This window comes from Salinicola sp. 4072, from assembly GCF_036663415.1.
GTDB classification, from domain to species: Bacteria; Pseudomonadota; Gammaproteobacteria; order Pseudomonadales; family Halomonadaceae; genus Salinicola; species Salinicola salarius_A.
Genome location: NZ_JAXOVV010000011.1, coordinates 68,414 through 91,838, shown reverse-complemented (window position 1 = coordinate 91,838; position 23,425 = coordinate 68,414). Strand labels below are relative to the sequence as shown.

The window sequence follows — 23,425 nt, the reverse complement described above, 5'->3', positions numbered from 1 at the left end:
TTCGTCATGACGCATGTCGGTTATGCATCATCGGCGGCACTGCATGCGCTCGCCGGCAGTTGACAACGCTCGCCGTTACAGCCATGTCACTGGCGAACGGTGCCCAAAATCACGCTGCCGGCAGGCGTTCCAGCAAAACCCCGCACTCACAGTGGTCCGTCCAGGGGAATTGGTCAAACAGCGCCATGCGAACCACCCGGTGGGTCTGGCTCAGCTGTTCCAGATTGACGGCCAAGGTGTCGGGGTTGCACGAAATATAAACGATGCGCGGATAGCGCATCAGTGGCGCGCAACTCTCGGCATCCAGCCCGGCCCGGGGCGGGTCCACCAGCACGGTGGAGAAGTCGCATTCATCGAGTTGCATGGCCGCGACGCGACGCCCCTGCTTTTCCCCCGCCAGTGCCTGAGCGAACTCCTCGGCCGACATTCGCGCCACGTGCACGTTGTCGATGTCGTTGGCTTCGAGATTGGCCTGCGCGGAGGCGACCGATGTTCGGGAGATTTCGGTGGCGACCACGCGGCGGAAATTCTCCGCCAGCGCCACCGTGAAATTGCCGTTGCCGCAGTAGAGTTCGACCAGATCCCCCTGGCTTTCGGACGTCACATCGCGCGCCCAGTGCAGCATCGAGCGGCAGATCTCGGCGTTGGGCTGGGTGAAGCTGTTCTCGACCTGCTGATAGCGAAGTTCTTGGCCATCCACTTCGAGCCGTTCCCAGACGTGATCGCGATCCAATACCAGCCGCTGTTTGCGGGAGCGCCCGATCAGCGACACACCGAGCTGCGCCTGAAGCTCGCGAGCGCGTGCCTCCCACTCATCGTTCAGCGGCTTGTGATAGATCATCGTGACCAGCGCCTCGCCGCTCAGGGTGGTGAGGAACTCGATCTGGAACAGCTTGCGCCGCATCAATGGCTCGTCGCGAATCGCGTCCAGCAGCTGCGGCATCAGTTCGTTGATGCGCTCGCTGGCGACCGGAAAGCGGTCGACCCGGACGACACGCTGCGCGACCCGGCCCCGGTGACGCGGTGCCTCCGGATCGGGCTCGAACATCGCGTAGTAGAGATCGTCTCCCTCGTGCCAGACTCGGAATTCGGCGCGCATGCGGTAGTGCGACGGCGGCGACGCGAACACCTCCAGCGGCGGCGGCGAGAAGCGGGCGAACTGCCGCTCGATGCGCTCGCGCTTGGCCTCGAGCTGAGCGTCGTAGCGGGAAGGGTCGATATCGAAAATCACCAAACCAGAAATCCTCAAGCAGAAATAGCGCAATGACTCATGAAACGTGGACGGCAACGGCTGGAGAGGCGATCTCGAGCATCGCGGGCGGCGCATAACCGAAACGCATCAGCGCCGATGCCAATCCCGGCGCCGACGCGGCCGTCGCCCAACTGCGGGCATCCGGCGAACGGGTGGCGCGCTCTTCCGCCTCGGCAGCGGCGGCCGGCGCCGGGGCGCCCCAGAGCACGGACTCGAGACGCCTGGCGATGGCCGCCCCGGAATCGATCCAATGAACGCCTGACGGCAGCAAGGGCTCGAGATAATCGTGCAGCAGGGGAAAATGGGTGCAGCCCAGCACGACGGCGTCGATCTCCTCCGCTGCCCTGAGCGGTGCGATAGCCTCGCGAACCCTGGCTGGATCGACCGCCTGCCCCTTGAGCAGACGTTCGGCTTCGATGACCAGCGCGTCCGCCGCCACCCGGATGACACGACAGCCCCGCGCATGGTCTTCGATCAGTCGATCCAGATAAGGGCGGCGGACGGTGGCGCGGGTGGCGAGCAGGCCGATCGTGCGGCTTCGCGTCGTCTCGGCCGCCGGCTTGATCGCAGGGACCGTGCCGATGACCGGTATCGACAGCCGCGCCCTCAGCGCCTCCAGCGCCAGGGTGCTGGCGGTATTGCACGCGATCACCAGCGCGCGGGGGCGGGCTTGTCGGCAGGCGCTTTCACACACGGCGACGATCCGAGCCACCAGCCAGGCGTCATCCTTGGTGCCGTAAGGCAATGCAGCATTGTCACAGACGTAGCCCAACGGAAGCCACGGCATCCGCCGCCGAATTTCGGCGCTGACCGAGAGGCCACCGACGCCCGAGTCGAAAATCAGCGCATCAATCATACCGCTGACCCTCTCCGAAGTAGTCGAGCAAGGCGTCGATCAGCGCCCGCAACCGGGCCGGCATGTAGTCACGCTCGGCATACAGCAGGTGCACATCGAGCGGCGGCATCTCGAATACCTCGAGCACACGAACCAACTGGCCGGTTCTCTCCTCCGGCGCCGCCAGGGAGGCCGGCTTCAACGTCAACCCCATGCCCATCACCGCGGCTTCCACCAGCGCCCGACCGTTGTTGCAGGAAAACGCCGGCTGCAACCGCCAGCGATAGACCTCACCATCGACCCAGAATGGCCAGTAGAGTCCATGCCGCGACAAGGTGTAGTGCAGGCACCGATGATCCTTGAGATCGCGTGGGTGCCGCGGCGTCCCGTGACGGTGGAGATAGGCCGGCGACGCGTATAGGTGCAACGGCATCCGCATCAGCGGGCGGGCGATCAGACCGGAATCCTCCAGTTCGCCGATACGCACGACCAGATCGAAATCCTCGGCCAGCGGATCGACGCGTCTGTCCTCCAGCACCAGATCCAGGGAGACTGCCGGGTGAGCCGCCTCGAAAGCCTGCAGCGCCGGCATCAGCGAGCGGGCACCGAAGTCCACCGGCGCCGAAAGTCTCAGTCGGCCACGTACCTCGCCGCGCTGCTCTCCGATTCCCGCCTCCAGCTCCTGCAGCTCGTCGAGCAGGCGAGTCGCCGTCGTCAGGTAGCGCTCCCCTTCCGCAGTCAATTGCAGACGGCGTGTGGTACGTACCAGCAGACGCACGCCGAGCGTCTCCTCGAGCCGCGAGACCTGCTTGCTGACCATGGCATTGGAAACACCCAGGCGCCGGGCACCGCCAGCGAAGCTGCCGGCCTCGATCACCGCACGGAAAACCTGCATCGCTTGCAGCCGATCCATCTTGTCCCCTGCCACTGTTTTCAGGGGGATCATTCTACGCAAGCGACGACGATCGCGCAGTGGCGATCGTCATCGTGGGCAAAGGCAGAGCGGGCAGGATGGAAAACCGGCGGGAGTTGGACAGCCCCGAGGCTACACCGGCGAGGGTGCCTCGCGAAACTCGGTGTACAGCTCCGGGTAGGCCTCCTGCAACCGCGCCAGTTCGGCGCCGGCCTGAGCAGGCAGCTCGGCGGCCAGCCGTGCCAGATCGTCTTCGTCGAAATGCTCCCGGATCAGCGGGAACAGCTCTTCACGTTCGGCTCGCAGGTAGGCCCGATGCGCTTCGAGATAAGACTTGAGATCGTCGGCGAACTTGTCCATCGGCATCACCCCGTCCATGAGGATCATGTCGATGTCCCGGGAGAGCCGCATCAATTGCTGGTGAAGGTGCTGATAATCGCCAGCCAAGCGCTCGGTCAGCGCGTTGATCCCGGATTCCCGGGCCACCAGTCGATCGCTGCAGATTCGCTCCAGCGGAATCGTGAACCCGCTCATGTAGTCGAGGATATAATCCACGACTTCTCGGATCAGCCGAAAATCGGGCCGTTCACCGTCGGCCAGCGTCTTGTGCTTGAGTTGCAACACATGCAGCAGGCGCGCCATGTTGGCATGGTCCTGACGCAATTGAGTCAGCATGGGCATGGTGAGTCTCCTGTCCGTGAAGCGCGATGTCGGGTAACGCCGCGTTTGTCAGCCTAGTGTAGCGCCTGTCTCAAGAGTTGGCGCTGGAACTCGTGATCCTCGCCCTGTCGCGGCGCGACGGGCAACGCCGGCCTAGGTAGACGAGTCTCGGATAGCCTTCCTGTCGACGATCGATTGGGTCTGCCTCCAGTCACACGCTAGAATTTCATACCCTAGCGGTTTTTACGATAAACGCTCTACGCCTAACGTCTGAATCGCTGTAGCGAAATGTACCGTTTCGCTGCCGTCAGCCAGCCTGGAAGATGCCATGGACCTTTTTGCCGACGACGCCTCTCGAGGTGACTCCCGCACCGACAACGCCCCTCTCGCCTACCGCATGCGGCCGCGCCGGCTGGAGGACTACATCGGGCAGCAGGCCCTGGTCGGCCCCGGCAAGCCGCTGCGGCGCATGGCGGAAACCGCCAGTGTGCGCTCGATGATCCTGTGGGGGCCGCCGGGTGTCGGCAAGACGACGCTGGCCGAAATCCTGGCGGAAGCCTCCGGCGCCCGGCTGGAGCAGCTGTCTGCCGTCATGGCAGGCGTCAAGGACATCCGCGCGGCGGTCGAGCGGGCTCGGGACGGCCAGATGCGCGAGCGGCAGACCCTGCTCTTTCTCGACGAGATCCACCGTCTCAACAAGAGCCAGCAGGACGCCCTGCTGCCCCATGTCGAATCCGGCCTGCTCACGCTGATCGGCGCCACTACCGAGAATCCGTCGTTCGAGGTCAATTCGGCGCTGCTGTCGCGAGCCCGGGTCTACGTATTGAAGACACTCGACGAAAGCGAACTGATCACGGTGCTCAAGCGCGCGCTCGGCAACGAACCGCTGGGGCTGGGGGTGCGCAATATCCGCGCCAGCGACGAGACGCTGTCGATTCTCGCCCGCGCAGCGTCCGGAGATGCCCGCCGCGCCCTGGGCCTGCTGGAAACCGCTTGCGATTTCGCCAAGACCGACGAGCATGGCGAACATCTCGATCGGGATGCCGTGATCGAAGTGATCGGCCATCAGGGCGCCGCCTTCGACAAGCAGGGGGAGCACTACTACGACCTGCTCTCGGCCGTTCACAAGTCGGTGCGCTCTTCACGCCCCGACTCGGCCCTGCTGTATATCGCCCAGTTCATCAGTGGCGGCGGCGATCCGCTGGACATCGTCCGGCGCCTGGCCGCGATTGCTTCGGAAGACGTGGGCAACGCCGACCCGCGCGCGCTGCCGCTGGTCATGGCGGCGTGGGATGCCTATCTGCGCCTGGGCGACTACGAAGGGCAGCGCGCCATCGCCCATGCCGCGATCCACCTGGCGATCGCCCCCAAGAGCAATCGGATCGACCAGGCCTGGAGCCAGGCCAAGGCGTTCGTCGCCGCGCATCCCGACCTGGAAGTGCCGGTCTACCTGCGCAACGCGCCCACTAAATTGATGTCGTCACTGGGCTACGGCGACGGCTATCGATATGCCCACAACGAACCCAATGGTTACCCCGCCGGCACCGAACATGACTGCTGGCCGCCGAACCTGCCCCGCGCACGTTTCTACGACCCCAGCGACTACGGTCAGGAAAAGCGCTTCCAGCAGATGCAGACATGGCGTGCCGAACTGGATCGGGAGGCGGACAACGAGTCCTGACCGGCGAACCCGCCCCGGCAGCCTGCTTCCTGAAACGCATTCGCCCCCGCCGTGACGAACACGACGGGGGCGAGTCGACCGAAAAGCGAGAGGGTTACGGCGTCGCGGGGGCCTGCTCGCGGATCACGTCGGCACCTTCGGGCGCCTGGAACTGGAACTGGCCGGGGTCGATATCGATATTGATCTGCGCGTTATCGAAGTCGATGGCCGTGCGCTGGCCGGTGCTGTCGGTCATCTGCAACGCATCGAGCTTCTCGCTGTAGAAGGTCAGCTTGAGCTGCTCGAACAGGGTATCGTTGGCCTGAGGAACCAGGGTAAAGGTCTCGCTGGCGCCCTGTTGCTGACGCGACACGTCATAATTGTCGGAGAGCTCCGAAGCGCTTCCGGAGAGCAGCAGCGCGGGCGTATGCGTAACGCGATCATCCAGCGGCTGAATGGTGACCTGCTCGAGATCCGGGTCGTAGAGCGAGACTTCGTTGCCGTCGGAGACCACCAGCTGGCGATACGGTTCGTTCACTTCCCAGCGGAAATGTCCGGGACGCGACAACCACATGTGCCCGCTGGTGTCCTGCAGGCTCGAACCCGAGGCATCCAGGATCTGCTGTTCGAAATCCGCAGAGTAGGTCTTCAGCGGCTCCAGCAGATGAGTCAGGCGATCGGCAGAGGCCTGGTCGGCCAGCGCGGTCTGCGTCATCAGCACCGGTGCCAGCAACAGCGATCCGGCGACAGCCAACCTCTTCATCTTGCGCATGGGCATTCCTTATCGTGAATCGTCGGACTTTCATCGACGATCTTGGATCAATGGCGTGGAATCATTGTGGTAATGACGTGAAATGATCGTGGTCATTGCTGAGACAGCAAAACGGCCATAGGGTTTTACCTCACCCTATGGCCGTCAGCTCTCGATCAATGGCCGACCGGTGGTGGTGCGAGAACCTCCCGCGAACCATTGGTGCCCATCGAGGAGACGACACCGGCCTGCTCCATCGCTTCCACCAGTCGGGCGGCGCGGTTGTAGCCGATCTTGAAGCGACGCTGGACGGCGGAAATGGAGGCGCGGCGTGTCTCGGTGACGAATTGCACGGCTTCGTCGTAGAGCGCATCCTGCTCGGCGTCGTCGCCGTCGCCGCCGTCGGCTTCGAGCCCGGCCAGGGCGTCGGCGGATACCCCGCCGGACAGGATCTCCTCGATGTACTCGGGCTCGCCGCGACGCTTCCAGTCCTCGACGATGCGATGCACCTCGTCGTCATCGACGAAGGCGCCGTGGACACGCTGCGGCATGCCAGCACCGGCCGGCAGGTAGAGCATGTCACCGTGGCCTAGCAGGTTCTCGGCCCCGCCCTGATCGAGGATGGTGCGCGAGTCGATCTTGGACGATACCTGGAACGCCATGCGCGTCGGGATATTGGCCTTGATCAGCCCCGTTACCACGTCGACCGAGGGCCGCTGGGTGGCCAGAATCAGGTGGATACCGGCCGCACGCGCCTTCTGGGCCAGGCGCGCGATCAGCTCTTCGACCTTCTTGCCGACGATCATGAACATGTCGGCGAATTCGTCGATCACCACCACGATGTACGGCAGCTTGTCGAGCACCGGCGGCTGCTCGTGCATTTCCCAGGGCTGCGGCTCCCATAACGGATCCTGCACCTGGGCGCCATGACTTTCGGCTTCGTCGAGTTTGGCGTTGAAGCCGGCGATGTTGCGCACGCCCATGGCCGCCATCAGCTTGTAGCGTCGCTCCATTTCGGCAACGCACCAGCGCAAGGCGTTGGCTGCCTCCTTCATGTCGGTGACGACGGGCGCCAGGAGATGCGGAATACCGTCATAGACGGAAAGCTCGAGCATCTTGGGATCGACCATGATCATGCGCACCTCGTCCGGCGTTGCCTTGAGCAACATCGACACGAGCATGGTGTTGATCCCCACCGATTTACCGGAGCCGGTGGTGCCGGCGACCAGCAGGTGAGGCATCTTGTTGAGGTTGGCGACCACCGGCTTGCCGCCGATGTCTTGGCCCAGCGCCAGCGTGACCGGCGACTCGGCATTCTGGTAGACGTCGGAATCCAGCACCTGGCGAATGCGAATCATGGCCCGGTTGGGGTTGGGAATCTCGATCCCCACCGTCGGCTTGCCGGGAATGATCTCGACTACGCGCACGCTCTTCACCATCAGCGAGCGTGCCAGATCCTTCGCCAGGTTACTGATCTTGGAAACCTTCACGCCGGCCGCCGGGCGGATCTCGAAGCGGGTGATGACCGGCCCCGGCCAGGTCTCGACGACTTCCGCCTTGACCCCGTATTCGCGCAGCCGCATTTCGAGCAGGTCGGCCATGTCGGCCAGCTGTTCCGGCGTATAGTTTGGCTGCTCCGGATCGGCGGGCGTGGTCAGGCGAATCGACGGCAGATCGCCGCTCGGCTCCGGCATATCATCCATGACCGGGCGCTGGCTCTGCAGATGCTCGACGGTCCACAATGTCGGCTGGTCATCGGCGGCGGCCCTGGCTTGAGCTGCCGTCGCCAGCCGCCCCTCGCTGGGGGGTGTCGATGCCGGCACTGACGAAGGCTGCGGCGCCGTCGAAAGGCCGGCAGCCACGCTTTCGCCTCTCTCGCCTCTGTTCCCGCTCCTGTCGCCGCCGCTCACGGATGTCCGATCATCGTCGGCGATATCGAAGCACGGTTCCTGACGCTGCGGCGTTCGCTCGGTAACTGAGCGGCTCGGCTCATGCGCCGACGATGGCGATGGCGATGGCGATGAAGAGATGATTGGCTCCGAGGGTATCTCGCCGCCGTCCGCTTCGGCTTCCCGCCAGTTGATGCCCGAATGGCGAGGCTGATCGTCTGTCGGCTCGGTCGAAAACGCCTCTTCCGGCGCCCTCGCCGATCCTTCGATATCGATCACCGGCTCTTCGGTGTCGGCTGCCGGCTCGTCGGCCTGGGAGGCCGCTACTGGACGCCAATCCGCCATCGGCTCCTCGCGTTCCGCGCGAATCCCCCACTGCTGGGTCGGCGCGTCCTCGTCGTTCGCGGAGAGCCCCGGCTCGCTCTGCGCGGATTCCCGCGCGTTCGTGACGGCACGCTGCTCGTCTGCAGCGAGCTCCGGCGCAGGTTCCCGCGGCTGACGGCTCTCGTCGTCAATCCGGGGCTCCTCATCGTGCCGGAACGCTTCACCGTACCGGAACTCTTCGCCGTGCCGGAACGCCTCACCGTGCTGGCGCTCGTCGATGTCGCCCCGGGGAGCCGGAGGCACGGACGAGGACTCGCCTGCTGGCGCTTGAAAGGCATCGGGTATGCGTCGCCGGGTGACATCGGCGCGGAACGGCGTACTTTCCGGCCCGGATTCCTCCCCGGCATCCGGCCTGCCCTGAGCCTCGGCGGCCGAGATCGCCGACGAGGCAGCGACGGCATTCGTCGAGTCGTCGGTTGCCGATATCCTGCTCGGCCCTGACTCGGTGGAAGATGGCTGCCGGGCCGAGGCCTCGCCTCCAAAGCGGGTCGCCGGCGCCGTTCGCTGCGGTACTTCGGGCTCCTCGCCCGGTAGCCGACCCAGCGTGGGCTCGCGGGCTTCGTCACGCTGCTGGCGAGCGGTGTAGGAAGCTTCAGGCCGTTTGGCAGACGGTGTTCGCGCCGGGACATCCCACGGAATGTCCGTACGACCGTCATGACGCCACATCGAGGTGTCACGAGGCTCGACCCCATCGGCAGCCGCACCCACCGCGCTCTCCCAGGCAGGTTCCCGCCGGACTGGCCGTTCGGCGGCCATGTCGTCGTCTTCCCACTGCTCCAGATCCGGCGCCCTGTTCCAGGGCAGCCGGTTCCACGGCAGCAACCTGGCCCACCACGCGCTCCGGCGCGGCGCGTCTTCCTCATCCATCGCACCGGCATCGTCCGCCGCTGCCGCGTCATCGGCGGCCATGCTGCGTGCCTCGGCCTTGTCGAGACGACGAGTTTCCCGCGCCTCACGACGCTCGCCAGCGCGAGCTTTCGTCCAATGGAACAGCCGATTGAGCGAGCTACCGAGCTCATCCATCACCGTCAACCAGGACATGCCGGAGAACAGCGTGAAGCCGCACATGAATGCCGCGATGGCGATCAGCGTGGTGCCTCGCACACCGACCAGCGAGCCGAGAGAACCGGCGATACCACGGCCGAGAATGCCGCCCGCCTGGTTAGGAAGATCGCTGGCAGCGTTGTAGAAATGCAGGTCACCCAGCGTGGTCGTGCTCATCAACAGCAGCACCAGCCCGCCGGTGTGAACGGCGAGCGCCATGGGGTCCCAGGCGATCTGCACCTGGGTCTGGCGCATCAGTCGCCAGGCACCCAGACCGAACATGCCTGGCCACCACAGCGCACTGGCGCCGAACAGCGAATAGAGCACATCGGATAGCCAGGCACCGATCCTGCCCATCCAGTTGGAAACCGATTGATCCGGCCCGCTATGGGACCAGCCGGGGTCCGTCGGCGTGTAGCTGAACAGGGCCAACAGCAGAAAAACGCAGATGGCGAGCAACAGAATCACGGCACCTTCGCGAGTCACGCCCTGTAGGCGCATGATCACGTGGCGGGCCTGCTCCTTGGCTTGCGCTTGCGTTGATGGACGACGGCTCTTTTTGGCCGAACTCTTGGCACTCAAATGATCAACCCCCTCGCGCCCGATCTGGCGTGGCGTAACACGATCAACTGCCACGCCGCTGGCGGCATTCCATTCCGCTCGCGGCATTGACGATCACGGCCGAGCCGCTGATGGGCTCGACCTCTTCAACCCGCCATCATACCGGGGGCCGCGTCGACATCACAGGGGGCGCCGGCAGGTCATGAAATCCATGATCCGCGAGGCGCCAGATCAAGCTGGAAGAGGCTCGCCGGCTGGCGTTCGTCGCCCTGTCTCGTCCAGGCGCGAGGCAGCCTCGGGCACTCCTGTCTCAGCCGGCGGCGCGTTACGCAACCGGAACAGCGAGACGGTTTCCGCCAGCCGGCGACTCTGCTCGTTCAACTGCCGGGTCGACACGCTGGACTGACGCACCAGCGCGGCGTTGCTCTGGGTGGTCTCGTCGATCTGGGATATCGCCACGTTGATCTGCTCGATACCGCGAGACTGCTCTTCGGATGCCAGCCGGATCTCCGAGATCAGCGTGCTGATGCGTTCGACCTGGGAGACGATCTCGGTGACCCGCTGCCCCGCCTCGGCCGCGCGCAGGTTGCCGCTGTCGACTTCGTCGACGGTCTTGCCGATCAACGCCTTGATCTGCTGCGCCGACGTCGTGCAGCGCTCCGCCAGGTTCCGGACTTCCTGAGCCACCACGGCGAAACCGCGACCGTGCTCGCCGGCCCGAGCGGCTTCGACGGAGGCGTTCAACGCCAGCAGGTTGGTCTGAAAGGCGATGCCATCGATCACGCCCACCACCTCGGAGATCTGCGTCGCCATGCCGACGATACGCTGCATCGCCTCCGACGTTGCCTCGACGGTGCTCTGCGCTTCACCCGCTGCCGCCACGGTTCGCTGCGCCTGCTCATCGCCTTCCTGCGCCCGCTGCGCATTCTGACGAACCGTCGCGTTGATCTCTTCGGTGCTGGCAGCGGTCTGCTCAAGGCTCGCCGCCTGGGATTCGGTGCGCGACGCCAGTTCAGCGTTGCCGGACGCCAGCTCCCGGGTATGGCTTTCGGTCTGCGCAACTGCCGTACGCACTTGCGCCACGATACGCTCGAGCCCGTTGCCGATACCGTTCATGGCGGCAACCAGTTGGCCGATTTCATCACGCCGGCTCGTGTCGATGCGCTGCGACAGGTCTCCCTCCGCCAAGGCTTGAGCCAGGTTGACAACGCGGCTCATGGGCTGCGTCACCAGCCGCTTGACGATCCAGTAGAGCGTCACACTCAGCGCCGCGGCCAGCACAAGTGCAATCAGCAGGAAGCGATCCCGCGCCGCGATCACCCCCGCCTGCATTTCATCGACCGAGACCGAACCGGCCACGACCCATTGCCACTCGGGATAGCGCGAGTAGCGCACCAGCCGCCCTTCGCCACTGCTGGCGGTATATTCGATGTCGCCGAATGACGCCTCGAACAGCGGTGCGAAGAGCTCCCCCATTTCGCCGTCCAACAAGTTCCGCCCCTCGTAGGGCCCGCCGGCAATGACCTCCCCCTTCTGATCACCGGCTGCCGAGGCCAGCATGGTGTAGCCGGCATCACCGATGCCCATTTCACGAATACGATCCTGAACCTGAGCCATCTCGGCACTGACATCGACACCCACGAACAGCGCACCGACGACCTGACCATCTCTGTCCTGGATGGGCTGATACTTGGTGATGTAGTCGGTGCCAAAAAGCCTGGCGAGACCAATATACGGCTGATTCGCCATCAGCCTGGCATAGCTCTTCGAGTCCCGACTGAGCAATGTTCCCATCGCCCTTTCGCCATTCTCGTTCTTGAGGGACGTGGAAATGCGCACGAAGTCATCCCCGTCGCGCGCAAAGATCGTTGCTGGCGTACCCGTCTGCTTGGTGAACCGATCGAGCTTCCAGGTATTGTCGTTGAGCACTTCAAGCCCATCCTTGAGCGCCGGTGTCTGGCGCCCCGAGACTTCGACGAGCTGGTCTGGGCTCAATACGAAACGCCCCGAATACTGCTCCGAAAAAATACTCAGGAACCGGTCCGCCTGTTGCTGCAGGCTATAATCGAACAACGACAGCATGTCACCGATGGAATCCTGCTGGGTTTTCAGCTCATGCGTCGTGGCTTCACGCAGTTGCGTCGTGCTCGCCTGGGCCATGGCGAAGGCCAGCCCCAGGAGCACGGCGGCTTGAAGAAAGGCAACGATAAGGGCCAGCTTGGTACCGATGCCGGCACTGCGAAGACGCTGTCGAAATGCAGCCATGGTGGTTTCCGAGATTGAGGAATCAAGGCTCTTATCGGCGGCGACGACGACAATCTTGATGACGCCCGCGGCAAAAGATGCAAAAGGCATCACGCCATTCAAGGTTTGCTATGCTGTTGGCCGCTCTCTTGTCCGGCCGAACGCATGCTGCCCTGGTTACCGCCACATATCGTCGCTTTCCCGCCAGCCTCCCGGGCACTCGAACAACCCGACGGTCTGCTAGCCGCGGGGGGTGCGCTAAGCCCCGACTGGCTGCTGAGTGCCTATCGACAGGGCATCTTTCCGTGGTATGCCGAGGGCCAGCCCATCCTGTGGTGGTCGCCAAACCCCCGCATGGTGCTGTTCCCGGAGGAGATACGCGTCCGCCGAAGTCTGGACAAGCGCCTGCGCAACGGTGGCTTCGAAGTGAGCTTCGACCGGGCGTTCCCGCGTGTCATTGCCGCTTGCGCCGAAACCCGCGCCGATGCCGAAGGCACCTGGATCGACGACGCCATGCGAAAGGCCTACGTGGACCTTCACCGCCTGGGGCATGCGCATAGCGTCGAGGTTTGGCAGTCGCAGACGCTGGTCGGTGGGTTGTACGGGCTGTCGATCGGGCGCGTCTTTTTCGGCGAATCGATGTTCAGCCACGTTGCCGATGCTTCGAAGATAGCGTTGGTACATTTGGCGCGGCACCTTCAGCGCCACGATTTCGCGTTGATCGACTGCCAGATGCATACGCCCCATCTGGCCAGCATGGGTGCCAGAGACATCGCTCGCGAGACATTCCTCGACTACCTTGAGAAGAACGTCAACGCACCCAACCCGGCCAGCCTCTGGCCGACGGAGCCAACGTGAGCAGCGACAATGCGAACAGCCCGCAGCGTCAGGCACGCGATCTTCGTTTCTTCCTGACGGTGCCCCACCCCTGCAGCTACCTGGAGGGCCGGGAGGCAACGACACTATTTCTCGACCCTCAGGAGACCGTCGTTCCGGAGGTTTACGATGCGCTCACGCTACTGGGCTTTCGGCGCAGCGGCAGCAATCTCTACCGCCCCCACTGCGAGAGCTGCAGCGCGTGCACTTCGGTCAGGATCCCGGTCGACGACTTCGCGCCGTCGCGTACGCAGCGCAAGCTGATCAATCGCAACCAGGATCTGACATTCAGGTTACGGCCAGCCGAGTTCGATGAGCAGCACTATGCCCTCTACGCCCGCTACATTCGCGCCCGGCATGCGGATGGCGACATGTTCCCGCCGAGCCGGGAACAGTACCGGATGTTTCTGGCCCAGACCCATCCGTTCGCCAAGCTACTGGAATTTCGACTGGGCGATCATCTGATGGCAGTCGCTGCCACGGATCTGCTCAGCCATGGCCTGTCGGCGATCTACACCTTCTTCGATCCCGACCCGCTCTTCGAGCGGCGCTCGCTGGGCAGCTTTGCCGTCCTCAGCCAGATCGAGCTGGCACGTAAACGCCGCCTCCCTCATGTCTACCTGGGTTACTGGATCCGGGCCTGTCAGAAAATGCGTTACAAGCAGGATTACCAGCCGCTCGAGTATCTCAGTGGCGGACGCTGGCAACGCATGATCCCGGCAACGGCGTTTTCCTAGAGGCGCTGGGAACTTGGCGCGGGCGACCATGCATGGCGACGCAACGACAGCTCCGCTCCCGGATGGCTTTTAGCCCGATTTCAAGCGGTATTTTTGCCTTCCCTGGCGAGATAGCCCATAATATCGCGCACTTCAGAGGCCCAAGCGTGGCTGACTCGATGACGACGTGGATGGCGACACTGCTATTTGCGGTATATCACGTCGATTGCCGACCGCGCGGCGCCATGCCAGGCTCTCACACCAAGCCCCATGCTCAAAACGTTCAAGAGGGATCGCCTATATGGCACGAGAAGATCATATCGAAATGGAAGGCGTGGTCGTCGACACCCTTCCCAACACCATGTTCCGCGTTGAACTGGAAAATGGCCACGTCGTGACCGCACACATTTCCGGCAAGATGCGCAAGAACTACATCCGCATTCTGACCGGTGACAAGGTCAAGGTAGAGCTGACTCCCTACGATCTCTCCAAAGGCCGCATCGTCTACCGTTCTCGCTAATTCGCGAGCCCATCTCGCGCTTCCCGCCCTGCTTTGGCGGCCTTGCCCGTCATCCTGAAAAAACATCTGACATCGTAGTCTTGCGTCAGACGGGTGAGATGAGATGACACGAATCGAAAAACGCCTCGCCATGTTGCCATGGCGAGGCGTTATCGTTTCCGCAGGACCGAGACGTTGCGCCGTCAGGCGACCTCGGCCTCGGTCTCCAGCTGCAGCTCGTCGTTTTCGACCCGAACGTGCACGATACCGCCGTTGTCCGCCAGGTCGCCGAACAGGATCATCTCTGCCAATGGTTTCTTGAGCTTTTCCTGAATGACGCGGGCCATCGGTCGTGCCCCCATCTCCGGATCGTAACCCTTCTGGGCAAGCCAGACGCGGGCGTCTTCGTCGACATCGAGCTGCACGCGCTTCTCGTCCAGCTGTGCCTGCAGTTCGACCAGGAACTTGTCGACCACGTTGCGGACGATGGAAGGCTCGAGGCCATGGAACTGGATGATCCCGTCGAGACGGTTACGGAACTCCGGCGTGAACGTCCGGCGAATCACTTCCATGCCATCGGTGGAATGGTCCTGCGTCTGGAACCCGATCGAACGACGCGAGATCTGCTCGGCACCGGCGTTGGACGTCATGATGATGATCACGTGGCGGAAGTCCGCCTCGCGGCCATTGTTGTCGGTCAGGCGACCGTGGTCCATGACCTGCAGCAGCAGATTGAAGACCTCGGGGTGCGCCTTCTCGATCTCGTCGAGCAACAGCACGCAGTGCGGCTGCTTGGTGATCGCCTCGGTCAACAGGCCGCCCTGATCGTAGCCCACGTATCCCGGCGGCGCGCCGATCAGGCGCGATACCGTGTGACGCTCCATATATTCCGACATGTCGAAGCGAACCAACTCGATGCCCATCAGGTGAGACAGTTGCCGCGCCACTTCGGTCTTGCCGACACCCGTCGGACCAGCGAACAGGAAGCTGCCCACCGGCTTGTCCGGTGACTTGAGTCCGGCACGAGACAGCTTGATCGCGGCGGACAGGCTGGTGATCGCCTCATCCTGACCGAATACCAGCATCTTCAGGTCGCGCTCCAGATTGGAGAGCAGCTTGCGATCCGAGCTGGACACGCTCTTCGGCGGAATCCGCGCGATGGAAGCCACCACGGCCTCGACCTGATCGACATCGATCGTGGCAATTCGCGCCTCCGGCGGCAGCAGACGCTGGTGCGCGCCGGCTTCGTCGATGACATCGATCGCCTTGTCGGGGAGATGACGGTCGTTGATATACCGATCCGCCAGCCGGGCGGCACTTTCCAACGCGCCGTCGGTGTACTTCAACTGGTGATGCTCTTCGAAGCGGCCACGCAGCCCCTTGAGGATGCGGATGGTGTCCTCGACGGTCGGTTCCGGCACGTCCACCTTCTGGAAACGACGTGCCAGTGCCCGATCCTTCTCGAAGATACCGCGGAACTCCTGGAACGTGGTCGACCCGATGCAGCGCAGCTCACCGGAAGAGAGCAGCGGCTTGAGCAGGTTGGACGCGTCCATGACACCGCCGGAAGCGGCGCCAGCACCGATCACCGTATGGATCTCGTCGATGAACAGGATCGAGTTGTCCTGCTTGCGCAGCTCGGCCAGCAGCCCTTTCAGGCGCTTCTCGAAGTCGCCACGGTACTTGGTGCCAGCCAGCAAGGCGCCCATGTCGAGCGAATAGACCACCGCATCCGCGATGACGTCCGGCACGTCCTCCTCGACGATACGCTTGGCCAGCCCCTCGGCGATGGCGGTCTTGCCGACGCCCGCTTCACCTACCAGCAGCGGGTTGTTCTTGCGCCGGCGCGCCAGGATCTGCACCACGCGCTCGAGCTCGTGGTCCCGCCCGATCAGCGGATCGATCTTGCCCAGACGGGCCTGATCGTTGAGGTTGGTGGCGTAGCTGCTCAGCGGGCTCTGGCCATTTTCGGTGGCTGCCTCTTCGCCCTCCTCGGACTCCTGGGAAGGCTGCTGGGGCTGGCTGTGACCGGCCACCTTGGAAATGCCGTGGGCGATGTAGTTCACCGCATCGACCCGGGCCACGCTCTGCTGCTTGAGGAAATAGACGGCCTGACTCTCCTGCTCGGAGAAGATCGCCACCAGCACGTTGGCGCCGGTCACCTCGCTCTTGCCGGAAGACTGGACGTGAAAAACGGCACGCTGAAGCACGCGCTGGAAGCCCAGCGTCGGCTGCGTTTCCCGATCTTCCTGCTCTTCGGGAATCAGCGGCGTCGTGGAATTGATGAAATCCTGCAGATCGGCACGAAGCTTTTCCAGATTCGCCCCACAGGCATTCAGCACATCGGCTGCCGAGGCATTATCGAGAAGCGCCAGCAGCAGGTGCTCCACGGTCATAAACTCGTGTCGCTTCGAGCGCGCCACGGTGAAGGCCGTGTTCAGGGTGAGTTCAAGTTCTTTACTCAACATGGCAGTCCCCTTTTAGCCACTGAGGGCGTCGGTCGGCACTTTCACAATCGGGCACAAACAGCGGTTTCGCAAGTCTTCGAAGACAAAAGCGTCGACGATGTGTGTCCGCGTCCTACTCTGCGGCATCCACGTCACACATGAGAGGATGCTCGCACTCTCTTGCATATTCATTGACCTGATGGCACTTGGTCTCCGCGATATCGCGGGTAAAGATGCCGCATGTCGCCTTTCCCTGGGTGTGGACGGCCAGCATGATCTGAACCGCCTTCTCGCTGTCCATGGCAAAGAACCGTTGCAGCACCTCGACGACGAACTCCATGGGTGTGTAGTCATCGTTGTACAGCACGACCTTGTACATGGGCGGCGGCGCCAGTTGCGGTTCGGACACCTGCTCGGCGACATCGCCCTGCTCTTCATGACCAGGGTCGGGCGGGCGCGTCATACCCATGCGCGCCGGCTCCCTGGAAAGGTACAACGACACTCTATCTAGGATCTCTGACATACGGTTGTTGGCACAATCTGGATGAATCCCTGGATGCATCGGCCCGGGTGCATCAAATTGGGACTGGGTCAGGTATTGGATACCATCGAAGGCCCGAGGTTCCTTGAAGATGCGGCCGATAGGGCCTGTATGCAAGCCTTCACTGAAAATAGTCGCGACAGGCCGCCAACGCCATGGCATCGTGGCCCCGACATCACCGTTCGCGGCTATTCAAGAGGAGCGTTGGCGACCCGGCATGAGTCGAATCTATCTATTGCACAAGCCCTACCATGTGCTCTGTCAGTTTACCGATGACCAAGGGCGACCCACCTTGGCCGACTATCTTCAGGTTCCCGACATTTATCCAGCCGGACGCCTCGATTACGACTCCGAAGGCCTGTTGCTGCTGACCGACGACGGCGCCCTGATCCACCATATCAGCGACCCGCGTCATAAATTGCCGAAGCAGTACTGGGTGCAGGTCGAGGGAACGCCGGACGACGATGCGCTCGAAGCATTACGCCATGGCGTCACGCTGAAAGACGGCCCGACCCGGCCTGCCAGGGTTCGACGGCTGACCCGGCCGGATCCCGCGCCACGGGTCCCGCCGGTTCGCTATCGGGAATCCATCCCCACGACCTGGCTGGAAATCGAACTTCGCGAAGGGCGCAATCGGCAGGTAAGGCGCATGACGGCGCATGTCGGCCACCCCACGCTGCGTCTGATTCGCGCCGCCATCGGTCCGTGGCAACTGGGCGAGCTGCAGCCCGGAGACTGGCGCAGCGAGACCGTGAACGCCCCCCGGAAGCGTCCATCGCGACAGGACCGAAACCCGCGATCGAAGCCACGACGCACTCGATGATCGCCATCCCGTTCCCGTCCTGGCCTCCTCGTGCCACCGCCCTTCTTCCGACCGCGGGCTTTCGAATTGCCCCAGACCGGGTATGATCGGCTGAGTCCCGTGGCCCGTTGTCGAGGGCCGCGTACCGAGCTGGGAGAATGAAAAGATGAATCGCTGGACACCCCGCGTGACCGTTGCCGTGATCGTGGAACGGGCCGGTCGGTACCTGATGGTGGAAGAGGATCGCGGCGGACCGTTCAGTCTGTTCAACCAGCCTGCCGGCCATCTGGAACGCGGCGAGCGCCTGATCGCTGCGGCCGAACGCGAAGTTCGTGAAGAGTCCGCCTGGCAGATCGCCATCACCGATTACCTGGGGCTCTATGTCCATCAGACCTCGGATGGCCTCACCTTCCACAGTCACGCCTTCATCAGCCTGCCGCTGGCGCACCTTGGCAATCCGCTCGACAAAGGGATCATCAGCGCTCACTGGCTGACGTACGACGAGATCGACGATCTCGACCGCAGCCGCCGCCTGCGCAGCCCGGTAGTGATGCAGCGTCTGCGCGACGCGCGTGACGGCCGCCGCTACCCGCTCGATCTCATTCGCGAGCGCTGAGACCGGCCCTGCGGCCGGGTGACGGCCGCTCGCCTGGTATCGAATGCCCGTCGGGCTCGATGCCCAGACCCGCTTTCGGCTATAATCCCGGGTCATTTATTCAGGGCGGCGCCCGTTTCGTCGTCGCGCCCAGCCGTCGACGAATCCGATGTCATCGCCCGCCTTCACCTGTCCTCGGGAATCGCCATGACCACTGACAGCTTGCCCAGCGATAGCGTGCGCTCACCCAGCGCAGGCGCCTTGCCGTCCCGCGAGAATGCCAAGAAGGTCATCGTCGGCATGTCGGGGGGCGTCGATTCCTCCGTGACCGCATTGCTGCTGATCCAGCAGGGCTATCACGTCGAGGGCCTGTTCATGAAGAACTGGGACGAAGACGATGGCACCGAGTACTGTACGGCGATGGCGGATCTGGCCGATGCCCAGGCCGTCAGCGATACGCTCGGCATCAAGCTTCACACGGCCAACTTCGCCGCCGAGTACTGGGACAATGTCTTCGAACACTTTCTGGCGGAGTATCAGGCAGGCCGCACGCCGAACCCGGATATCCTCTGCAACCGCGAGATCAAGTTCAAGGTCTTCCTCGACTATGCCGAGATGCTCGGTGCGGATCTGATCGCCACCGGCCACTACGTTCGCCGAGGTGCCGACGACGCCGATGGCCGGGCGCAACTGCTCAAAGGTCTCGATGGCAACAAGGACCAGAGCTATTTCCTGCATGCCGTTCCCGGCGATGCCATCTCACGCACGCTATTCCCCGTGGGTGAACTGGAAAAGCCCGAGGTCAGGGCGTTGGCCGAACGTCATGGCCTGGCCACGGCGCGCAAGAAGGATTCCACCGGCATCTGCTTCATCGGTGAACGTCGCTTCAGCGACTTCCTCAAGCAGTACCTGCCCGCCCAACCCGGCCGCATCGAGACGCCGGAGGGCGATCTGGTGGGCGAACACATGGGGTTGATGTATTACACCCTGGGGCAGCGCCGTGGCCTGGGTATCGGTGGCCTCAAGGATCACAGTGAAGAACCCTGGTTCGTCGCCGCCAAGGATCTCGAGCGCAATGTCCTGATCGTCGTCCAGGGCGAGCATCCGCTGCTTTACAGCGATGTCGTGTACTGCGAGCCGGCAGCCTGGGTGGCGGGCGAACCGCCGGCAAAGTCGCGTCTCAGTGCAAAGACCCGCTATCGCCAGCAGGACGTCGCCTGCGAGGTGACACTGCTGGCCGATGGCGAGATCGAGGTTCGCTTCGATGAGCCTCAGCGGGCGGTCACGCCCGGCCAATCGCTGGTGCTCTACGATGGCGACGTGTGTCTCGGTGGCGCTGTCATCCGCGCCACCGAGACCGCCGATACGGCGGCCGTCGCCGAATTGACCGGCGCAGCGCGGCCCGACACCCACCTTACCGCAACGACGGGGAGCCAGCGTTCGGCATGAATCCAACGCCCATTCAATCGGCACCGCTCGACAGCAATGGCCGGCAGGCGCTGGCCCTGGCCGGTGTCTTTCAGGCGGCTTCCGTGGTCGATCAGCTCGCCCGTACCGGCCAGTGCGACGAACGCGCCTGGAACACGCTGCTCCGCGCGACGCTGGATACCAACCCGCCGAGTTTCGAATCGATCTACGGCGGCCATCACAACAACCTGCGCCTGGGCATCGATACCCTGCTCGCGGTGATGTCCCGCCAGCATGCCCAGCCGGCGGTGATGCGCTACGGCTTCTCGATGGTGTTGCTGATGCAACGGCTGCGCAAGGACGATGCCATGATGAGCACCCTCGGCCAGCGTCTCGTCCGCATCCAGGGCCAGGCGGAACATTTCGGCGAGACGCACGAGAACGTCGTTGCCAGTCTCGGCGAGTTGTATCAGGAGACGCTCTCCACCTTCCGCTACCGGATCGTGGTGCAGGGCGAGCCCAGCCTGCTGCAGAGCCGGATGATGCCGGAACGCATCCGCACCGCCCTTCTCGCCGGTGTGCGTTTCGCCTTGCTGTGGCATCAGCAGGGTGGCCGCCGCTGGCGCCTGATCTTCCAGCGCGGTGCCATCAGGCGCACGCTGCGCGAGCTCGACGCCCACTGATGTCGAAACCATGAATTCGTTAACCGCGAGCTTCGAGCTCGTGCGAGCCTTCGGGAACCCAAGATGATCGAACTTTCCGCATTGACCGCCCTCTCCCCCGTCGACGGCCGCTACGCAGCCAAAGCCGCTCCGCTACGCGAACACTTCAGCGAGTTCGGCCTGATCCGGGCTCGCGTCACCGTCGAGGTGCGCTGGCTCGAACGATTGGCGGCACATCCCGGCATCACCGAAGTACCGCCACTGTCCGCGGAGGCGCAGGCGTTTCTGGACAAGCTGGTGAAGGAATTTTCCATCGCCGATGCCGAGCGGATCAAGACCATCGAGCGCACGACCAACCACGACGTCAAGGCCATCGAGTACTTCCTCAAGGAAGCGATCGCCGATCAGCCCGAGCTGCACGCCATCACCGAGTTCGTGCACTTCGCCTGCACCAGCGAAGACATCAACAACCTCTCCTATGCCCTGATGATGCGCGACGGCCTGGCCGCGCTGCTGCCGACGATGCACCAGGTTCACGACGCCATCGCCAAACTGGCCCACGAGCATGCCGAACAGCCGATGCTGTCGCGCACCCATGGCCAGACTGCCAGCCCCACGACGCTGGGCAAGGAGATGGCCAATGTCGCCTACCGCCTGCAGCGACAGCTCAAGCAGATCGAATCGGTGGAGCTGCTGGGCAAGATCAACGGCGCCGTGGGCAACTACAACGCCCATCTGGCGACCTATCCGGAGATCGACTGGGCCGACAACGCCCGCACGTTCGTCGAGTCGCTCGGGCTTACGTTCAACCCCTATACCACCCAGATCGAACCTCACGACTACATCGCGGAGCTGTTCGATGCCATCAGCCGCTTCAATACCATTCTGATCGACTTCGACCGCGACGTGTGGGGCTACATCTCGCTGGGCTACTTCAAGCAACGCACCGTTGCCGGGGAGATCGGCTCCTCCACGATGCCGCACAAGGTCAACCCGATCGATTTCGAGAACTCCGAAGGCAACCTGGGGCTGGCCAACGCGCTGCTCGATCACCTGGCCCGCAAGCTGCCGATCTCCCGCTGGCAGCGTGACCTGACCGACTCCACCGTGCTGCGCAATCTCGGCGTCGGCCTGGCCTACGGACTAATTGCCTACGAGGCCTCGCTCAAAGGCATCGGCAAGCTCGAGGCCAACCCGCAGCGTCTCAACGACGATCTGGACCAGAGCTGGGAAGTGCTGGCCGAGCCGATCCAGACCGTCATGCGCCGCTACGGGATCGAGAAGCCCTACGAGAAACTCAAGGAACTGACCCGCGGCAAGCGCATCGATCAGGCCGGCTTTGCCGCCTTCATCGACACGCTCGCCCTGCCGGACGAGGTCAAGACCGAGCTCAAGGCGCTGTCACCGGCAAGCTACATCGGTAACGCCGTCGATCAGGCCAAAGCGCTTTAAGCCCTCAACGATACCCAGCTGGAGATCGATATGACGTCGGCCAACAAGCCTCGCACACTGCTCGGCGGCCTCACGCCCGCCCAGTTTCTCAGCCAGCACTGGCAGAAATCACCGCTGCTGATCCGCGGCGCGCTGCCCGGCTTCGTCTCGCCACTGGAGCCGGACGATCTGGCGGGCCTGGCCTGCGAGGAAGGCATCGAAGCCAGGCTGGTCGAGGAGCATGGCCCCGACAAGGCGTGGCAGGTCAGCCACGGCCCGTTCGACGAGGAGACTTTCTCGCGCCTGCCGGCCGGCGGCTGGTCGCTGCTGGTGCAGGCCGTGGATCACTACGTTCCCGAAGTCGCCGAGCTGCTGGAAGCGTTCGATTTCATACCGAGTTGGCGTCTCGATGACGTCATGGTCAGCTACGCTCCGCCTGGCGGCAGCGTGGGCGCGCACGTCGATCAGTACGATGTTTTCCTGCTGCAGGCAAGCGGCCGGCGTCGCTGGCAACTGGGCGGCACGCCCGGTGACGACGCCAGGCTGCTTCCCGGAATCGATCTGCGGATTCTGGAAGATTTCATGGTCGAAGCCGGCCAGGACTGGGTGCTGGAACCCGGCGACATGCTCTATCTGCCCCCCGGCGTCGCGCACCATGGCATCAGCGACGCCGACGACTGCCTGACCTTCTCGATCGGCTTCCGGGCGCCCTCCACCGATGAGGTCGTGACTTCGTTTGCCGACTATATCGGCGAGCAGCTCGGTGACAGCCAGCGCTATGGCGACGCCGATCTGCAGCCGCCAGCCGCTATCGGCGAACTGGACGATCAGGCGATCGCCCGTGTCCGCGCCTTGCTGCTGGATGCCATCGACAGGCCGGAACAGATGGCGCAATGGTTCGGTCGCGCCATGACCCAGCCCAAGTACCTGGATCAGTTGATCCCGCCCGAATCCCCGGCAGAACCGAGCGAGCTGCGCAGCGCTCTGGAGAGCGGTAGCGAGCTGACCCACAGCCTCGGCTCGCGCTTTGCCTGGCGCCGGCTGGATGACGCCCGGGCCACGCTGTTCGCCGATGGAGACGCCATTGTCTGCGATCTCGAGCTGGCACAGTATCTGTCGGCCAATTCCCGTCTCGATGCGAGGGTACTTGAGTTTCCGAATAGCGAGCCCCTGCTTGCCACTCTCATCAATAGCGGCACCCTGAGCGTACCCGAGGAAGATGATCAGGATTAGCGGGCCAGTGGCAGCGATGTCTA

General features: G+C 63.6%; 19 protein-coding genes. 10 read left to right on the top strand and 9 right to left on the bottom strand.

Annotation, left to right across the window (positions count from 1 at the left end; all coding sequences use genetic code 11):
• Positions 1 to 109 precede the first annotated feature (109 nt).
• The 4 genes from trmA to R3F72_RS09590 all read right to left on the bottom strand — a co-directional run bounded on the left by trmA (position 110) and on the right by R3F72_RS09590 (position 3,675).
• Complete coding sequence (trmA, locus tag R3F72_RS09605) at positions 110 to 1,234, bottom strand: tRNA (uridine(54)-C5)-methyltransferase TrmA (RefSeq protein WP_332779531.1); 1,125 nt, start codon at positions 1,232 to 1,234, stop codon at positions 110 to 112.
• 34 nt (positions 1,235 to 1,268) lie between these two features.
• Positions 1,269 to 2,108 (bottom strand): glutamate racemase, encoded by an 840-nt coding sequence (murI, locus tag R3F72_RS09600; protein ID WP_332779530.1) that lies wholly within the window; start codon positions 2,106 to 2,108, stop codon positions 1,269 to 1,271.
• A complete protein-coding gene (locus R3F72_RS09595) occupies positions 2,101 to 3,000 on the bottom strand; it encodes a LysR family transcriptional regulator (protein WP_332779529.1) in 900 nt (299 codons plus the stop codon). Before R3F72_RS09595 ends, murI begins: the two co-directional genes overlap by 8 nt.
• A gap of 132 nt (positions 3,001 to 3,132) precedes the next feature.
• Complete coding sequence (locus R3F72_RS09590) at positions 3,133 to 3,675, bottom strand: hemerythrin domain-containing protein (protein ID WP_087719591.1); 543 nt, start codon at positions 3,673 to 3,675, stop codon at positions 3,133 to 3,135.
• Positions 3,676 to 3,988: 313 nt separating this feature from the next.
• On the opposite strand from R3F72_RS09590, the gene R3F72_RS09585 reads away from it, so the two are divergent.
• A complete protein-coding gene (locus R3F72_RS09585; RefSeq protein WP_087719566.1) occupies positions 3,989 to 5,341 on the top strand; it encodes a replication-associated recombination protein A in 1,353 nt (450 codons plus the stop codon).
• A gap of 94 nt (positions 5,342 to 5,435) precedes the next feature.
• Here the strand turns inward: R3F72_RS09585 and lolA are convergent, their stop codons facing one another.
• From lolA to R3F72_RS09570, 3 genes are all read right to left on the bottom strand, one after another.
• Positions 5,436 to 6,092 carry an outer membrane lipoprotein chaperone LolA gene (gene lolA / locus R3F72_RS09580; protein WP_087719565.1) on the bottom strand — a complete coding sequence of 219 codons (657 nt, stop codon included), beginning with the start codon at positions 6,090 to 6,092 and terminating at the stop codon, positions 5,436 to 5,438.
• A 155-nt stretch (positions 6,093 to 6,247) separates the two neighbouring features.
• Positions 6,248 to 9,889: a DNA translocase FtsK gene (locus tag R3F72_RS09575; RefSeq protein ID WP_332779542.1), complete on the bottom strand. Its 3,642-nt coding sequence runs from the start codon at positions 9,887 to 9,889 to the stop codon at positions 6,248 to 6,250.
• Between the two features lie 291 nt (positions 9,890 to 10,180).
• Positions 10,181 to 12,214, bottom strand: coding sequence for a methyl-accepting chemotaxis protein (locus R3F72_RS09570; protein WP_332779528.1), 2,034 nt, complete (start codon positions 12,212 to 12,214; stop codon positions 10,181 to 10,183).
• A 144-nt stretch (positions 12,215 to 12,358) separates the two neighbouring features.
• On the opposite strand from R3F72_RS09570, the gene aat reads away from it, so the two are divergent.
• The 3 genes from aat (at position 12,359) to infA (ending at position 14,305) form a co-directional block, all read left to right on the top strand.
• Positions 12,359 to 13,051, top strand: coding sequence for a leucyl/phenylalanyl-tRNA--protein transferase (gene aat / locus R3F72_RS09565; protein WP_303855339.1), 693 nt, complete (start codon positions 12,359 to 12,361; stop codon positions 13,049 to 13,051).
• The gene (locus R3F72_RS09560) at positions 13,048 to 13,806 is read left to right on the top strand and encodes an arginyltransferase (RefSeq protein WP_087719562.1); all 759 of its coding nucleotides are present in this window, start codon (positions 13,048 to 13,050) and stop codon (positions 13,804 to 13,806) included. Before aat ends, R3F72_RS09560 begins: the two co-directional genes overlap by 4 nt.
• 280 nt (positions 13,807 to 14,086) lie before the next feature.
• Positions 14,087 to 14,305: a translation initiation factor IF-1 gene (infA, locus tag R3F72_RS09555; protein WP_013332816.1), complete on the top strand. Its 219-nt coding sequence runs from the start codon at positions 14,087 to 14,089 to the stop codon at positions 14,303 to 14,305.
• 182 nt (positions 14,306 to 14,487) lie between these two features.
• Here the strand turns inward: infA and clpA are convergent, their stop codons facing one another.
• Together clpA and clpS are read right to left on the bottom strand one after the other, a co-directional pair.
• Positions 14,488 to 16,752: an ATP-dependent Clp protease ATP-binding subunit ClpA gene (clpA, locus tag R3F72_RS09550; protein ID WP_303855302.1), complete on the bottom strand. Its 2,265-nt coding sequence runs from the start codon at positions 16,750 to 16,752 to the stop codon at positions 14,488 to 14,490.
• 112 nt (positions 16,753 to 16,864) lie between these two features.
• Complete coding sequence (gene clpS, locus R3F72_RS09545; RefSeq protein ID WP_179208902.1) at positions 16,865 to 17,200, bottom strand: ATP-dependent Clp protease adapter ClpS; 336 nt, start codon at positions 17,198 to 17,200, stop codon at positions 16,865 to 16,867.
• A gap of 289 nt (positions 17,201 to 17,489) precedes the next feature.
• Between clpS and R3F72_RS09540 the strand changes: the two genes are divergently transcribed.
• The 6 genes from R3F72_RS09540 to R3F72_RS09515 all read left to right on the top strand — a co-directional run bounded on the left by R3F72_RS09540 (position 17,490) and on the right by R3F72_RS09515 (position 23,402).
• Positions 17,490 to 18,095 (top strand): pseudouridine synthase, encoded by a 606-nt coding sequence (locus R3F72_RS09540; RefSeq protein ID WP_303855299.1) that lies wholly within the window; start codon positions 17,490 to 17,492, stop codon positions 18,093 to 18,095.
• Positions 18,096 to 18,240: 145 nt separating this feature from the next.
• Positions 18,241 to 18,690 (top strand): NUDIX hydrolase, encoded by a 450-nt coding sequence (locus R3F72_RS09535; RefSeq protein WP_332779527.1) that lies wholly within the window; start codon positions 18,241 to 18,243, stop codon positions 18,688 to 18,690.
• A gap of 186 nt (positions 18,691 to 18,876) precedes the next feature.
• The gene (mnmA, locus tag R3F72_RS09530; RefSeq protein WP_332779526.1) at positions 18,877 to 20,118 is read left to right on the top strand and encodes a tRNA 2-thiouridine(34) synthase MnmA; all 1,242 of its coding nucleotides are present in this window, start codon (positions 18,877 to 18,879) and stop codon (positions 20,116 to 20,118) included.
• A complete protein-coding gene (hflD, locus tag R3F72_RS09525; protein WP_332779525.1) occupies positions 20,115 to 20,759 on the top strand; it encodes a high frequency lysogenization protein HflD in 645 nt (214 codons plus the stop codon). Before mnmA ends, hflD begins: the two co-directional genes overlap by 4 nt.
• A gap of 66 nt (positions 20,760 to 20,825) precedes the next feature.
• The gene (gene purB / locus R3F72_RS09520) at positions 20,826 to 22,190 is read left to right on the top strand and encodes an adenylosuccinate lyase (protein WP_332779541.1); all 1,365 of its coding nucleotides are present in this window, start codon (positions 20,826 to 20,828) and stop codon (positions 22,188 to 22,190) included.
• 30 nt (positions 22,191 to 22,220) lie between these two features.
• Positions 22,221 to 23,402, top strand: a complete 1,182-nt coding sequence (locus R3F72_RS09515) for a cupin domain-containing protein (RefSeq protein WP_332779524.1) — start codon at positions 22,221 to 22,223, stop codon at positions 23,400 to 23,402.
• Positions 23,403 to 23,425 lie beyond the last annotated feature (23 nt).